14 protein-coding genes are annotated in these 14614 nt (G+C 62.6%); 5 read left to right on the top strand and 9 right to left on the bottom strand.

From position 1 onward, the window contains the following. The first annotated feature begins 71 nt into the window (after window positions 1–71). Window positions 72–1772, top strand: a complete 1701-nt coding sequence (locus ACWBU6_RS26330; protein ID WP_452646281.1) for a methyl-accepting chemotaxis protein — start codon at window positions 72–74, stop codon at window positions 1770–1772. 3 nt (window positions 1773–1775) lie between these two features. Then, complete coding sequence (locus tag ACWBU6_RS26325) at window positions 1776–3290, top strand: chemotaxis protein CheW (protein WP_452646280.1); 1515 nt, start codon at window positions 1776–1778, stop codon at window positions 3288–3290. 606 nt (window positions 3291–3896) lie between these two features. Here the strand turns inward: ACWBU6_RS26325 and ACWBU6_RS26320 are convergent. Beyond that, window positions 3897–4772 carry a hypothetical protein gene (locus ACWBU6_RS26320; protein WP_452646279.1) on the bottom strand — a complete coding sequence of 292 codons (876 nt, stop codon included), beginning with the start codon at window positions 4770–4772 and terminating at the stop codon, window positions 3897–3899. Between the two features lie 109 nt (window positions 4773–4881). Here ACWBU6_RS26320 and ACWBU6_RS26315 point away from each other — a divergent pair, with 109 nt between their 5' ends. The 3 genes from ACWBU6_RS26315 (at window position 4882) to ACWBU6_RS26305 (ending at window position 5911) form a co-directional block, all read left to right on the top strand. Then, entirely contained in the window at window positions 4882–5010 is a 129-nt protein-coding gene (locus tag ACWBU6_RS26315) for a hypothetical protein (protein WP_267874961.1), read from the top strand. An 83-nt stretch (window positions 5011–5093) separates the two neighbouring features. Beyond that, window positions 5094–5621 carry a YggT family protein gene (locus ACWBU6_RS26310; RefSeq protein WP_452646278.1) on the top strand — a complete coding sequence of 176 codons (528 nt, stop codon included), beginning with the start codon at window positions 5094–5096 and terminating at the stop codon, window positions 5619–5621. Next, window positions 5618–5911, top strand: coding sequence for a DUF167 domain-containing protein (locus ACWBU6_RS26305; RefSeq protein WP_452646277.1), 294 nt, complete (start codon window positions 5618–5620; stop codon window positions 5909–5911). Before ACWBU6_RS26310 ends, ACWBU6_RS26305 begins: the two co-directional genes overlap by 4 nt. 82 nt (window positions 5912–5993) lie before the next feature. Here ACWBU6_RS26305 and ACWBU6_RS26300 read toward each other — a convergent pair whose 3' ends face one another. From ACWBU6_RS26300 to ACWBU6_RS26265, 8 genes are all read right to left on the bottom strand, one after another. Then, entirely contained in the window at window positions 5994–6938 is a 945-nt protein-coding gene (locus tag ACWBU6_RS26300) for a carbohydrate kinase family protein (protein ID WP_452646276.1), read from the bottom strand. A 7-nt stretch (window positions 6939–6945) separates the two neighbouring features. Then, the gene (locus tag ACWBU6_RS26295; protein WP_452646275.1) at window positions 6946–9756 is read right to left on the bottom strand and encodes a DUF3426 domain-containing protein; all 2811 of its coding nucleotides are present in this window, start codon (window positions 9754–9756) and stop codon (window positions 6946–6948) included. 16 nt (window positions 9757–9772) lie between these two features. Beyond that, window positions 9773–10684, bottom strand: coding sequence for a 50S ribosomal protein L11 methyltransferase (prmA, locus tag ACWBU6_RS26290; RefSeq protein WP_452646274.1), 912 nt, complete (start codon window positions 10682–10684; stop codon window positions 9773–9775). A 16-nt stretch (window positions 10685–10700) separates the two neighbouring features. Further along, the gene (gene accC, locus ACWBU6_RS26285) at window positions 10701–12059 is read right to left on the bottom strand and encodes an acetyl-CoA carboxylase biotin carboxylase subunit (RefSeq protein ID WP_452646273.1); all 1359 of its coding nucleotides are present in this window, start codon (window positions 12057–12059) and stop codon (window positions 10701–10703) included. A 66-nt stretch (window positions 12060–12125) separates the two neighbouring features. After that, entirely contained in the window at window positions 12126–12599 is a 474-nt protein-coding gene (accB, locus tag ACWBU6_RS26280) for an acetyl-CoA carboxylase biotin carboxyl carrier protein (protein WP_452646272.1), read from the bottom strand. Between the two features lie 95 nt (window positions 12600–12694). Then, entirely contained in the window at window positions 12695–13132 is a 438-nt protein-coding gene (gene aroQ / locus ACWBU6_RS26275) for a type II 3-dehydroquinate dehydratase (RefSeq protein WP_452646271.1), read from the bottom strand. A 115-nt stretch (window positions 13133–13247) separates the two neighbouring features. After that, window positions 13248–13793: a redoxin family protein gene (locus ACWBU6_RS26270; protein WP_452646270.1), complete on the bottom strand. Its 546-nt coding sequence runs from the start codon at window positions 13791–13793 to the stop codon at window positions 13248–13250. Continuing rightward, a complete protein-coding gene (locus ACWBU6_RS26265; protein WP_452646269.1) occupies window positions 13790–14401 on the bottom strand; it encodes a hypothetical protein in 612 nt (203 codons plus the stop codon). The genes ACWBU6_RS26270 and ACWBU6_RS26265 overlap by 4 nt, the downstream gene beginning before the upstream one ends. Between the last annotated feature and the right edge of the window lie 213 nt (window positions 14402–14614).

The following is a 14614-nucleotide window of genomic DNA, read 5'->3' as shown; positions in this document are numbered from 1 at the left end:
AGTATCCGGCGCTGGGCGCTGCCTATACTGAAAATTCTCAGTGGCAACAATCCCTACAGGAGCTCACCCAAATGAACAGCCCAGCCCTCCACGCAAACCAGTCACAGGAAGTCGAACTGCAGGCCATTCACGCCGCGCTCAATCGGGTCCAGGCTGTGATCGAGTTCCAGCTCGATGGCACCATCCTGCACGCCAACGACAACTTCCTGAACGCGGTCGGCTACACGCTGGATGAAGTACAGGGCCGCCACCATGCCATGTTCTGCGACAGTGCCTTTGCGGCAAGCGAAGCATATCGGCAATTCTGGGAACGCCTGCGCGGCGGCCACTTCGAACAGGGCGAATACAAGCGCTGTGGCAAAGGCGGGCGCGAGATCTGGATCAATGCTTCCTACAACCCGGTGTTCGATGCCGACGGCAAGCCTTATAAAGTAATCAAGTTCGCCACCGACATCACAGCCAGCAAGCTGCGCAACGCGGAGTACGAAGGCAAGGTCAGTGCGATGGACAAGGCGCAGGCCGTGATCGAGTTCGACATGGGCGGCCATGTGCTGGCCGCCAACGGCAACTTCCTCGATGCGATGGGCTACACGCTGGACGACATCCTGGGCGAACACCACCGCATGTTCTGCGAGGCTGAATACGCGGCCAGCGTCGACTACAAACGTTTCTGGCAAAAACTGAACCGCGGCGAATTCGACAGCGGCCGTTACAAGCGCGTCGGCAATGGCGGCAAGGCGATCTGGATCCAGGCCACCTATAACCCGATCCTCGACATGAACGGCAAGCCTTTCAAAATCGTCAAGTTCGCCAGCGACATTACCGAGCAGGTGGTGATGGAGCAGGGCATCCAGGACAAGGCGGCCAGCGACGCCGTCAGGATCGGGCGCCTGCTCGATGCGGTGGCGCGCGCGGCCAAGGGCGACCTGACCGCCGAGGTGCCGGCAGGCGGCGACGAGCCGCTCGACCAGCTGGGCGCGGGCATAGGCAAGATGATGGGCGACTTGCGCGGCGTGATCGGCCAGGTGGTGATGTCGGCCACGGCCTTTGCCGACGATGCCGAGGAGATCGCCACCCGCGCCGGCGTGGTGGCCGGCGGCTCGCAGGAGCTGGGCGCCACCGTGGAGGAAATGAATGCCACGGTCGACGGCCTGACCCGCTCCATCGACGCGATTGCCACCAGCACCGGCCATGCCAATGAGCTGGCCAGGGCGACGCAAGACGAGGCCGAGGCCGGCGCCAAGGCGGTGGCGCGTTCGATCGAGGCGATGGACCTGATCAACCGTTCCTCGGAAGACATCGGCGAAATCGTGAAGGTGATCAGCGATATTGCCAATCAGACCAATATGCTGGCCTTCAATGCGGCCATCGAAGCGGCGCGCGCCGGCGAACATGGCCTTGGCTTCTCGGTGGTGGCGGACGAGGTGCGCAAGCTGGCCGAGCGTTCCTCGCAGGCGACCAAGGAAATCTCCAAGCTGATCGGCGAATCGGTCAAGCGGGTGAACACCGGCACGGCCATCTCGCACCAGGCCAGCGAAGCCTTCGACCGCATCGTCAAGGGCGTTGGCAAGACCAGCGAGGCGATTGCCGAGATTTCGCACGAGGCCCGGGAGCAGCTGCTGTCGGCGCGCGAGGTCAGCGTGGCCATCAACCATATCGCCGAGGCGGCCGAGCAGTCGGCCGGGAGCTGCGACAGCATTGCCGCGTCGACATCCAGCCTGAACGCGCGCGCCGGGGCATTGAACAAGCTGGTCGCCGGCTTCGTGGTGTAAGCCATGGAAGCCTTGCGCGTGGTGCCGGCGCCGCCGCAGGCGGACGCCGCGGCAGCGGTCGAGCTTTTCGGCTCCTTCATGCTGGGCGGGGATGAGTTCGCGCTGCCGGCCCTCAGCATCCGGGAGGTGGTCAACCTGCCGGAACGCATGACCAGCGTTCCGCTGGCCCCGCCTTACCTGGAAGGCATGTTCACGCTGCGCGGAAGCGTGATACCGGTGCTGAACCTGGGACGACTGTTCGACCCGGCGGCGCCGGCGGCCGCTGCATCGGACAAGATCGCCATCGTCGATTATCGGGAGGTGCAGGTCGGTTTGCTGGTGCACGCCACCGGCGAGATCCTGCGCGTGCGGCCCGAGCAACGCAGCCGGTTGCGTTATGCGGAGGGTTCGACACAAGGGGTAGTAGCCGGCACCATTTTATTGGACGAGGGCAGGCGCTTGCTCCAGGTGCTCGACATCGAGCGCCTGGTGCAGGTTGAGAACGTGCCGCAGGTGCAATCGATGCGTGCCGGCGGCGCGGAAGCGCGGCGCCAGTTGCGGGCCGCCGGCGTACTCCGCCATGCGATCAGCTTCCGCGCTGCCGGCGCCCGCTTTGCGATGGAGATGAAGGCGATACGGGAGATCGTCCGCGTGCCCGAGCTGGCCGAATCGATCCTGGCCAGCCCGCTGTGCCGCGGCCGCATGCACTTCCGCGGCATGCAGGTGCCGGTGGTGGATTTTGCCGCCCTGGCCGGCGGCCAGCCGGCGCAAGCCGATGCCGCACAGCGCGTCCTGGTCGCCCACATCGGCGAGGCGACGCTCGGATTCCTGGTCGATGAAGTGGAAAGCATCCTGCATTTCACCAGCGATGAAGTGCTGGCCATCCCTTTGCTGAGCAAAGAGCGCAGCGCCATGTTCGCCGGTTGCGTGGCGCGCGCCGGGCAGGAGGACGTGATCCTGCTGGACCACGAAGGCATCTTCTCGCGCAGCGAAATCGGCGAGATGGACCTGGGACACCGGCAGCTGTATCCAGCCCAATCCCCGGCGCAAGCGAGGACGGCGGAAGCCAGCCAGCGCACCGGCCGCAAGTCCTACCTGAGCTTTCGGGTCGGCGAGCTGTTTGCACTGGAGCTGGCGCATGTGCGCGAGATCATCGACCACGCCGGCGATATCAGCTATCCGCCCGGCATGCCGGACTACCTGTGCGGGGTGCTGAACCTGCGACAACAGCTCATCAGCCTGGTCGATCTGCGCCGCCTGTACGGCATGCCTGCCGGCGAAAGCAGGGGGAAGGTGCTGGTCGTCGAGCGAGAGGAAGGGCGCTACGGCCTGGTGGTCGACGCGGTGACCGACATCGTCGCGGTCGATGGCGGCAAGCGCTTCGCCGCGCCCTCGCTGATGAAGACCCCGGCGACGGCGCAAGGCTTGTCGGCCGAATCGAACGAAGTGGTGGAGCTGCCGCAATCAGATGGAAGCACGCACAGCACCTGCTTGCTCGATCTCGAACGCGTGATGAAGCGAATTTTGCATGTCGCGTAATCGCGACGAAAAAAAATTTTCAAACGCATCCTTCAGCGGCCCCGGTCTCGCATCCGAACGCGGACCGGGGCGCTTCATTTTTTATACGGCCTTTATCTAAAGGCGTTATGCGAAGGTGGCCGGCAACATGATGACTGATCGACGCGCGCGAACGGCTCGTGACGCTCGCTTCAATGTGCGCGAACTCGCAGATCGACGCAAAAAAAGAAGAAGAAAATCATTCGTGCTGGTTGCGCATCGACAAGCTTTCGTGTACTTTGCGAACTTGAAATCGCGTGAATTTGCAAGCACTGTTTTTTGAGTGTGTTGTTACCGCAAAAATCGAAGAATAATGGGAACCAAAAACGCATAAGTATGCTTAAAGACCACACGACGACAGTGAAGCCGCTCTCCTGATCACTCGATCAGGCCGGGCGGTTTTTTCTTTGAACGCTGGTCGTATCACGTGGCCCGACGAGGGGTCGAGGAGCTGAATTTACGCCCCACCCGCGCAATCGTCGCGACAAAGAATTTGAGTCCTGCGCTGCCAAGCACCGGCGCAGGAATCGATGGCTGAAGCGCTGCACTTGTGAGGAGGTGCAGCAGTTCAGCTGGGTGCAGAATTCATTAGCGCAAACCGCAACCCTGTTTGTGCCGATGAATAATTCGCCTGGTCCAGCGCAGGGCCGGACGGGTTTTAAATTTGTGCGTGAATTTTCCCATCCCAGATGAAGGAGAACTAAAAATGGCAACCGCCGCTAAGAAGAAACCAGCAGCTGCGAAAGCAGCTGCTCCAGCAAAGAAAGCTGCCGCTAAGCCGGCCGCTAAAGCCGCAGCTAAGCCAGCTGCTAAACCAGCTGCCAAGAAAGCTGCTGCCAAGCCAGCCGCTAAACCAGCAGCCAAGAAAGCCGCCGCTAAGCCAGCTGCAAAACCAGCAGCCAAGAAAGCAGCCGCCAAGCCAGCAGTGAAGAAAGCCGCTGCTAAGCCAGCAGCAAAACCAGCTGCAAAGAAAGCAGCAGCTAAGCCAGCAGCCAAGAAGACTGTAGCTAAAGCAGCAGCAAAACCAGCAGCGAAGAAAGCAGCCGCTAAACCAGCAGCAAAGAAAGCAGCCGCTAAACCAGCAGCTAAAAAGGCCGTCGCTAAAAAAGCAGCAGCCAAGCCAGCAGCCAAGAAAGCTGCAGCTAAACCAGCAGCCAAGAAGACCGTAGCGAAAGCTGCTGCCAAGCCAGCCGCCAAGAAAGCCGCTGCCAAGCCAGCGGCCAAGAAAGCTGCTGCCAAGCCTGCTGCCAAGAAAGCCGCAGCCAAGCCTGCTGCCAAGAAGGCCGCTCCTAAAGCTGCTGCCAAGCCAGCCGCCAAAAAAGCCGCTGCCAAGCCAGCTGCCAAGAAAGCCGCTGCCAAGCCAGCTGCTAAAAAAGCCGCTCCTAAAGCCGCCGCAAAACCAGCTGCCAAGCCTGCAGCTAAAAAGGCCGCCCCAAAAAAAGCCTCGGCTAAGCCAGCAGCCAAGCCAGCTGTTGCGCCAGTAGCCGTAGCACCGGCTGCAGCTCCTGCTGCTAAACCAGCTGCCCCTAAAAAGGCCGCTGCCAAGAAACCAGCTGCTCCTAAGAAGGAAGCTGTGAAGCCAGCCGCCGCACCAGCACCTGCTGCTGCAGCCGCTCCAGCTCCAGCCGCCGCTCCGGCAGCTAAAACCGTGATCGCCCCGGCAGCCGCCTGGCCGTTCCCGACCAGCACCCGTCCTTCCTAAGCCCTTCAACGCTTAGTGCCGGATGGCGAAAACACCGCTGTGTGAGACAATCGCACAGCGGTTTTTTTATTTGGAGTGAACTCGTGTTTGATATTCTGAAGTTGATCGTCGATGTGGTAGCGGGTCTCCTCGGCGGTGTGCTGCTGCTGCGCTTCTGGATGCAGGCCATCCGCGTCCGGCCGCCGTCGTCGGTGGCACAGTTTACGTTTCAACTATCGGATTGGCTGGTGCGCCCGCTGCGCCGTATCGTTCCCGGCATGGGCGGTTATGACTGGGCCAGCCTGATTGGCGCCTTCCTGATCGTGATCCTGGCGACCTCGATCGCTTTCCTGATCGGTCGGTCGGTGGAGTACGTCTTGCTGGCGGCCTTGTATCGCTTCCTGCAGTGGATACTGTTCGGCTTCATGGCGCTGCTGATCATCGAAGTAATTTTCAGCTGGATCAACCCGCATGCGCCGCTGGCGCCTTTCGTGCGCGCGCTGAACGATCCGCTGCTGCGGCCTATCCGCAAGGTGGTGCCCCTGGTCGGCAACCTGGACTTGTCGGTGCTGGTGGCCGTGATCCTGCTGCAGATCTGCCAGCTCCTGCTGGGCAAGCTGTTCGGGGGGTGAGCCGTACCTGGTGCTCTGCATTGCCGGGCGGCGTGCGCGTGGCAGTGCAGATCCAGCCGAATGCGAAGAAGACCGAGGTGGTCGGGGTATTGGACGATGTCCTGAAGATCAAGCTGGCCGCCCAACCCATCGAAGGCAAGGCGAATGAGGCGCTGGTGAAGTGGCTGGCCGGCGCCCTGGGTGTGTCGCGCAGCGCGGTGACGCTGACGCATGGGCAGACCAATAAGAAGAAACTGCTGGAAGTAGCCGGGGTGACGCTGGAGGATGTGGCGCGCCTCTTAAACCGATAATCCTGGGTCCGACTGCCTTAAGACCGTACCGGGTCGGACCCTTGCCGGATGGCCGTCCCGTCTGACCCAGGTTTAACGGTTTTTAGAAGCGATACCCGAACGCCGCCTCGAACTTGTCCGCAATCTCCGCCGGCGTCAACACGTGGTTCTGCGCTCCCTTGGTCACGATCTTGATCGCACCCAGCAAGCTGGCCAGGCGGCCGGTCGATTCCCATCCAAGTTCATTGACCAGGCCAAACAGCAGGCCAGCGCGATAGGCATCGCCGCAGCCGGTCGGGTCCAGGTCCAGCGACGAATCCACCTCCACGGCAGGAATATCGATGCGCTTGCCCTGGGTATAAATCTCCGAACCCTTCTCGCCGCGTGTCACGATCAGCGCTTCCAGCTTGGCAGCGATGTCCGGGATGGTCAGGCCGGTGCGCGACATCAGCAGCTCGATCTCATAGTCGTTGCAGGTTACATAAGTCGCCTGCTCTATGAAGCCGATCAGTTGTTCGGCAGTGAACATCGGCATCTGCTGGCCCGGGTCGAAGATGAACGGAATGCCCAGGCGCGCCAGGTCTTGCGCGTGTTTCAACATGCCCAGGTGGCCGTCCGGCGAGATGATCGCGATGCGGGCCGGGCCGGCTTTCTCGATCGGGTTCTCATGCGCGAACGACATGGCGCCCGGGTGGAAGGCGTTAATCTGGTTGTGGTCCGCATCGGCGGTGACAAAGCATTGCGCGTTGTAGGCATCCTTCTTGATCAGGATGTTCTCGGTCGATATACCGAGCTTCTGCAAGCGTTCCAGGTAAGCCGCGCAATCCTGGCCCAGCACGCCGACGATGCGCGGGTCGCCGCCCAGCATCTTCAGCGAGTAGGCGATATTGCCGGAGCAGCCGCCAAACTCGGTGCGCATGGTCGGCACCAGGAACGACACGTTGACCTTGTGCAGCTGGTCAGCCAGCAGCGTGTCGCCGAAACGGCCCTCATATTGCATAATGATGTCGATGGCCAGCGAGCCACAGACAAGCGCGGTTTTAGTCATAGTATTTTTAAGGGTAGAAAATGGCGATGTGATAGCCGGAAGCTTTGAGCTCTTTCAACTCAAAGTACAGTTTGATGCTTTGCTCACTGCGCGGGCCGAAGCCCTTTTCCGCTTCGGCCGGCGACGGCAGGTATTCGTTCGGGGCGAATACGCGGCGCAGCACCGGCTTGTCGGCGTTGTCGTTCAGGGTCAGCTCGACATGCGGCCAGGCATGCGGCGTCTTGGACTGGTTGCGCAGGACGGTGCTGAAGCTGAAAGTGTTCTCGGTCATGCTGGCCAGCTCACCCGGTTCGACGCTGAGGGCGTCGAGCTGGGTCGGCAGGGCGATCTTGCAGCCGAGCGGTTGGCAGACTGCCGCCAGGGCCGGCTTCAGCTGGGGGTAGTTGGCGGCCAGCGTATCGCGGAAGGTGGTTGCCGCTTGCAGCACCAGGCCGGCCAGCAGGATCGGGATGGCAAACGCCATGGTGATCGCAACTGCCTTGCCGTATTTCTGGCTGCGGTCGACGCGCTTGACGAAGCTCAGGTCGGAATGGTCGAGGTCATCGTCCCCGGCTTGCGCCGCGTCTTCGTCGACGCCTGCGATGGCGCGCATGCGGGCGGCGATTTCTTCGGCGCTGGCCTCTTGTTCCGGGCCGTTCCCTTCGGGCGCGAAAACATCGTGTTCGGCGGCCGGGACGCTGGCGCCGCGGCGCGATTTGGCGCGTTTCATGGCCCGTTCGCGGCGCGACCTGGCAGGCTGTTCGACTGCTTGTTCGTCGTCGGTCACCGATGCGCCGTCATCCGGGGCGTCCGTGTTGACGGCTGCCACGGCGTGCAGGGCGGTTTCGTCGGGCTCGGACAGGCTCCACGGTTCGCCGCCTGGCGCGAGCTGGTCGGCCGTCGGCGTGTCGTTGCCAGGCCAGGGCTCGGCGTCGAGGGATGGCTCGCTTAGGCCGTCCGCTTCGACGGCATTTGCAGCGGCTGGCGAAACAGGCTCGGGAGGTTCGTCGGACGGCAAGTCTTCAAAATGGTGGGCATCGTCGAGGGCGGCCAGGACCAGGTGCTCTTGCGGCGTGTCGAGCGAGGGTTCGACGCGGCCATCAGGATGCGTATTGTCAGCGGACCATTGGTCGATAGCCTCGACGAGGGAAGCGCCGGCTTGCTCGCCAGCTTCGGCAGCCGCGCTGTCCCCTATGGCCGACGAATCCGTTTGCCCGGGGGGCACAGGCACTTCGGCCACAAGCGCGTCGCCCGCCGGCATTGCTTCATCTTCGGCAGCTGGCACCGCCTCGATGGGCGCTGGCAACTCGTCCCATGGCAGCGCGTTCTCCGCGGCAGGCGCCAGCGCCTCGGCGGGCGCTGCATCTGGTTGGACCGGCGCTTCAACCTCGGCAGGCACATCCAGCTGGTCGGCAGGCGGCGCTTCAAGGGCGGCAGCATCTGCCGCAGCAAGCTGGCTCTCTTCGGCAGCTTGCTCGGGCGCTGCCGGCACTTCCGACAGTTGCGGCGGCGTTGCCTCGGTGCGCGCCGCTTCGTCCTCTTCAGGTGCCGGCAATGCACTTGCCTCTGCCTCCTCCTGCGGAAGCGCGCTTTCCTCGATAGCCTGGACGGATTGGGCAGGCGGCTCGCTGCGATGCGGCGGCATATCCGACAGAACCGTTTGCGCTTCAGCAGCAGGCGAAGGCGCGGCTGCAGGCGCAGGTATTGGCGCAGGTGCGGGCGCAGGCGCTGGCGTAAAAGCGCTGCGCGGTGGCGGCTCGCTCGGGGCCGCGTCAGCAGGCGCCGATTCCGTGGCTGCCGGGAATGTAACATCGGGTGCCAGCACTTCCGGCATCACGGCGGAGGCAGCAGGAGCTGGCGCTTTGCTGGCCGGCGATTCGGCAACGGGCGGAGCTGCCAGCGGTGGCGAAGGTTCTGCGGTGGCCGCGAAGATGGCATCGGGTGCCACCAGGTCGGCCAGCGAGGACGGCCCGGCAGGCCGCTTTGGCTGCGCCGTAGCCGGCCCGGCAGGTGGCTCGGGCACCAGCGGAGGCGATGGTTCGGCAGCGGCCGTGAAAGCGGCATCGGGCGAGATGACATCGATCAGCGAGCGCGCCGCCGGAGCTGACGGTGCTCGCGCCGCTGCCTGCGCGGCAGCAGGTGCCGGAGCCGGCGCGGCAACCGGTTGCGGCATGGCAGCTTGCGGCGACGCGGCGCTCGGCTGCTCGAAGCCGGCGGTCGCTACGGCAGGGCGTGACGGCACGGATGCCTGCGACGGGGCGGGTGCCGGTGCATGCGCTGCTGCACGCGAGGTGCCGGCCGCTTGCGATGGCGCGGCCCCATGTGCTGAATCCTCGGAGCGTGGCGCTGCCGGTGACGGCACAGCGTGTGTGGTTGCGGCGGCGAATGCGCGCGACACGGCGGCGATGGCGATATCGTCGGGCGTGGGCGTTTTCGCTTGCGGCTGGGCGGCTGCCGGTACCTGCTCAGCAGCCGGCGCAGCAATATCGGGCGTCGATACTGCGCCGGAGGCCGGGGCATTTGCGGCACGCCAGACGGCAGGCGACGGAGCGGCAGGCGCCTGGGGTGCAGCGGCGGCCGGCGCTTCACCGAAATCGATCTCGAAATCGACCGGCGAGCCATGGACGTAGTCGGAGATCGCCGGCTTGGCAGGCGGCGCCTCGGCAACGACTTCAGGAATAACAGGGGTCGGCTTGGGCGCTGGCTCGACCAGGGCAGCGTTGCCGTCGAAGACCAGCGCGCAAGAGCCGCAGCGGACAATGCCCCCGCGCAGTTTCAGTTGGTCAGCCGCGACCCTGAAGATCGTATTGCAATGGGGGCATTTAGTGGCGAGCGCCATCAGTCAGGGAAGTACCTTATGCCAGCGTGCCGGACAGGCACACCCAGCCTTCGTGCTCAGCCCAGACGCTCAGCTTGATGAATGGCGCGTAGGCCGCAGCGACTTCGTCCGCCTGGCGCGCCAGCACGCCGGACAGCACCAGCGAACCGCCAGGGGCAACGCGACCGGACAGCATTGGCGCCATCAGCTTCAGCGGCGAGGACAGGATGTTGGCCACCACGATATCGAAACGCTGCGCGGCAAACGCCGATTCCGCGAAATCGTCCGGCACGAAGTACTGGATATCTGCCACGCGGTTGCGCAGCGCATTGTCGTTGGCCGACACGATAGCCTGTGGATCGATGTCCACACCGGCTACCGTGGTGGCGCCCAGTTTGCGCGCCACCATGGCCAGGATGCCGGAACCGCAGCCGTAATCGAGCACGGTCTTGCCCGGGGCGGGGTGGGCTTCCAGCCATTCCATGCACAGCTTGGTGGTCGGGTGGGAGCCGGTGCCAAAGGCCAGGCCAGGGTCCAGTTCCAGCACCAGGGCCGACGGATCGGGTGCCTCGTGCCAGCTTGGCACGACCCAGATGTTCTTGCCGATGTGGATCGGCTCAAATTGCGACTGGGTCAGGCGCACCCAGTCAGCGTCCTCCACCTTGCGGGTGGAGAACTTGGGCAGGTGAGCCAGCCCGATCGCGCCGGCGGCAGCGGCCACGATCAGGGCTTGGTCTTCCTCGTCATCGGTCAGCGCGACCACGCGGCTATGATCCCATGCCGCTTCGGTCGGCTCCATGCCCGGCTCGCCGAACAGGGGTTTTTCGGCGTCGGTGCCTTCGTCGGCATCCTCCACCGACACCGACAGCGCGCCCGCATCCATCAGCGCTTCGGACAAGGCCTCGGCGTGTTCGCGTGCTACTTCGATGACGATTTCAGTCCAGCTCATATATTACTTACCTGCCTTATTTGCCTGCTTTTGGCATCTCTGCCAGTCGTTGTTCCAGATAATGGATGTTGGTGCCGCCTTCGATGAAACGCGCATCGACCATCAGTTCGCGGTGCAGCGGGATGTTGGTCGAAATGCCTTCAACGACCATTTCCGACAGCGCGATCTGCATGCGGCGGATAGCCTGCTCACGGGTTGCGCCATAGGTAATGACCTTGCCGATCATCGAATCGTAGTTCGGTGGTACAAAGTAACCCGCATAGGAGTGCGAGTCAACACGCACGCCTGGGCCGCCCGGAGTATGCCATGCCGTGATGCGGCCTGGCGACGGGGTGAACTTGAACGGGTCCTCGGCGTTGATACGGCACTCGATGGCGTGGCCGGACAGCATCACATCGCGCTGACGGAAGCGCAGCTTCTCGCCGGAGGCGATGCGGATCTGTTCCTGCACGATGTCGATGCCGGTGATCATTTCGGTCACAGGGTGTTCCACCTGCACGCGGGTGTTCATTTCGATGAAATAGAACTCGCCGTTTTCGTACAGGAACTCGAAGGTGCCGGCACCGCGGTAGCCGATCTTGCGGCAGGCTTCGGCACAACGGTCGCCGATCTTTTCGATCAGCTTGCGCGGGATGCCTGGTGCCGGCGCTTCTTCGATCACCTTCTGGTGGCGGCGCTGCATGGAGCAGTCGCGCTCGCCCAGCCAGACGGCGTTTTTGTGTTCGTCGGCGAGAATCTGGATTTCCACGTGGCGCGGGTTCTCCAGGTACTTCTCCATATAGACTTCCGGGTTGCCGAAGGCTGCGCCGGCTTCCGACTTGGTCATGGTAACCGCGTTCAGCAGGGCCGCTTCGGTATGCACCACGCGCATGCCACGGCCACCGCCGCCGCCTGCGGCCTTGATGATGACCGGGTAGCCGACCTTGCGTGCGATCTGCACGATGGCTTTCGGATCATCCGGCAGGGCGCCGTCCGAACCTGGCACGCAAGGCACGCCGGCCTTGATCATTGCCTGCTTGGCCGACACTTTATCGCCCATCATGCGGATCGATTCGGCACGCGGGCCGATGAAGACGAAACCGGATTTTTCCACGCGCTCGGCGAAATCGGCGTTCTCGGACAGGAAGCCGTAGCCCGGGTGGATCGCTTCCGCGTCGGTGACTTCGGCCGCGGAAATGATGGCCGGCATATTCAGGTAGGACTGGGCCGAAGGCGCAGGGCCGATGCAGACGGATTCGTCGGCCAGCTTCACGTACTTGGCGTCACGGTCGGCCTCGGAGTGCACGACCACAGTCTTGATGCCCAGTTCGCGGCACGCGCGCTGGATGCGCAGGGCGATTTCACCGCGATTGGCAATAAGGATTTTTTCAAACATGGCAGATTCGGTGTGGGATGTGTGTGTGCTGGCTGCCGGGGTGTCCATAGCAGCCATCGCCCGGCTTTAGCCGATCACAAACAGTGGCTGGCCGAATTCGACCGGTTGGCCGTTCTCGACCAGGATTTGGGTGATGGTGCCGGCTTTGTCGGCATCGATCTCGTTGAGCAGCTTCATCGCTTCGATGATGCATAGGGTGTCGCCTTCTTTCACGGTGGCGCCCACTTCAACGAAGGCCGGGTTGCCTGGTGCGGAAGCGCGGTAGAAGGTGCCCACCATCGGGGACTTGACAACGTGGCCGGTCGGCTCGGCGGCAGCGGCTGGAGCGGCAGCGGCCGGCGCGGCAACCGGTGCGGCGACCGGGGCGCCAGCAGGTGCGTAATGGGTTGGCGCTTGCGGCGGCATCATCACTACCTGGTTTTGTGCCAGACCGCCGGACTTGACGATGCGAACCTTGCTTTCGCCTTCGGTCACTTCCAGTTCAGCGATGTCCGACTCTGCTACCAGGTCGATCAGCGTCTTCAGCTTGCGTAGATCCATGTTGTTGGCTCCCTTGTTCTATCTATTATGTTGACGGTTACTTTGACGTCGCCTTATGGGCGGCATCGCGTTAGATGTGCGCAGATCGCGGTAGATTAACTGCTTTTTAAAGCAAAGTCGATGGCGAGACGATATCCGTCGATACCAAGCCCGCAGATCGTCCCCTGTGCGATTGCGCTGAGATAGGAATGATGGCGGAACTCCTCCCGCCGATAAATATTCGAAATGTGTACTTCAATAAAAGGGATCGCTACGCCGGCCAGCGCATCGCGCAGTGCGACGCTGGTGTGGGTATAGCCCCCCGGGTTGATGACAATGAAATCCACGCCCTCGGTTCGGGCTGCGTGGATGCGGTCAATCAACGCTCCTTCGTGGTTGCTCTGGAAACAGGCGAGCTGTGCACCGGCTGATCCGGCCTGTGCCTGCGCTGCCTGTTCAACGTCTGCCAGCGTGCTGGCGCCGTAAGTTTCAGGCTCGCGCGTCCCCAACAAATTCAGGTTGGGGCCATTGAGTAGCAGCAGGTTCGATGCCATGATTCCCTGACCATTTTCCGCGAAAGTTCCGCATTTTGCCGCCATCTACGAGCATTGGCAAGAGAAAATAACTTGGCGGAAGTTAATAGAACGGTCGTTCGGCGCCCGCCTTCGGCTAGTTCAAGGCGCCCAAGTCGGCCTTCAGGTCGTCGAATTTCAGGCGAGCGAGGTAAGTCTTCTTGACTGTGCCGTCAGCGCCGATCAGGACGGTAAAGGGCAGGCCGCCTTGCGTATTGCCGAACTGGCGCGACAGTTCGGTGCCGCCCATGCCGGCCACATAGATGGGGTAGGCGACCTTCACCTTCTGTGTGAATTCTGCAATATTGGACGGCGAATCGATGCCGATGCCGATGACCTGGACCTTCTTGCCAAGCTCGGAATTTTGTAGTTCCGACAATTCCGGCATCTCTTCCACGCAAGGGGCGCACCAGGGTGCCCAGAAGTTGACCAGCAGGTTCTTGCCTTGCCATTTCGATAGCGCTTCCTTCACGCCCTTATCGTTCGGCAAGGATTCGGCCATCATGGCGGCGACGGGGCCGCTGACGCCGGCCGGGGCGGTGGTGGTGATGGGGGCAGGCGCCTGTTTCTTATGCAGGCCGTACCAGGCGCCGGCGCCGGCAAACAGGACGGCGACCACGGCGTACATTGCAAGTTTTTTCATTGTTGGGCTGGGTGAGAGCTGTTGGTGAGGATGGTGCGCAGTTCCGCCAGATCGGCGCGCAGCAGCTTGTCGCCGCTTTTCTTTTTCGCGCCGCGCAGGTCGTCCTGCTCATACAGTTCGACATGCACGCCCACGTTCTTCCACATGAAGCTGACCGTTTCGACGTCCTCGAAACGGGGGCCGCGGAAATGGGGCGATTCGGAAATCTCGATCTGCAGGTTCTTGTTCAATAGATAAATCTCCACTTCCTTGGCGCTGTCCACGAATACCTGCAAGTGGATGTCGTCGTGCATGCCGGCCGTGCCGTGCAGGACGGAACCGGTCAGGAAGGGTTGGTATTGTTCCAGCATTTCCATCACCTGCAACGCCATGCCGCGCAATCTGAACAAGTGCGCCGGATGGGTGTCGGCGTTATATAAAGCGTGGTATAGGCGGACTTCTTCTTCTATCTGTTCGTTGTCGGGCAGGATATCGGGCAGGTCGCGGGCCTGGGCATCGCCTAATATCTGGCGCGCGGCCTTGCGCTTGGCGCTGCCGTAGTCGGCGCCGTCCTGCGCGATCATGCGGGCGGCGGCGGCGGCGATTTCGGTTTTGATCTCGGGGTTCATGAGTGCATCATACCTAAAACCGGTAATTCAGGGTCTGACCCACCGGGTCAGACCCTATGCGGTCTCCGGGCGGCGGGCTTGCGTCAAGGTCTTTGCCACGCACAGCCGTGACCCTGGCAATTGAGCAGGCGGTGCCTGATCCTGAGGGTCAGGCACCGGTTTACCGGTGTTAATCAGGTAAAATCCGGCTCTTGATTCTTTTCCATCACCACC

Source organism: Pseudoduganella sp. HUAS MS19 (assembly GCF_053615455.1).
Note: the sequence above shows the minus strand (reverse complement) of the source record. Positions and strands in the feature narration are given on the sequence as shown.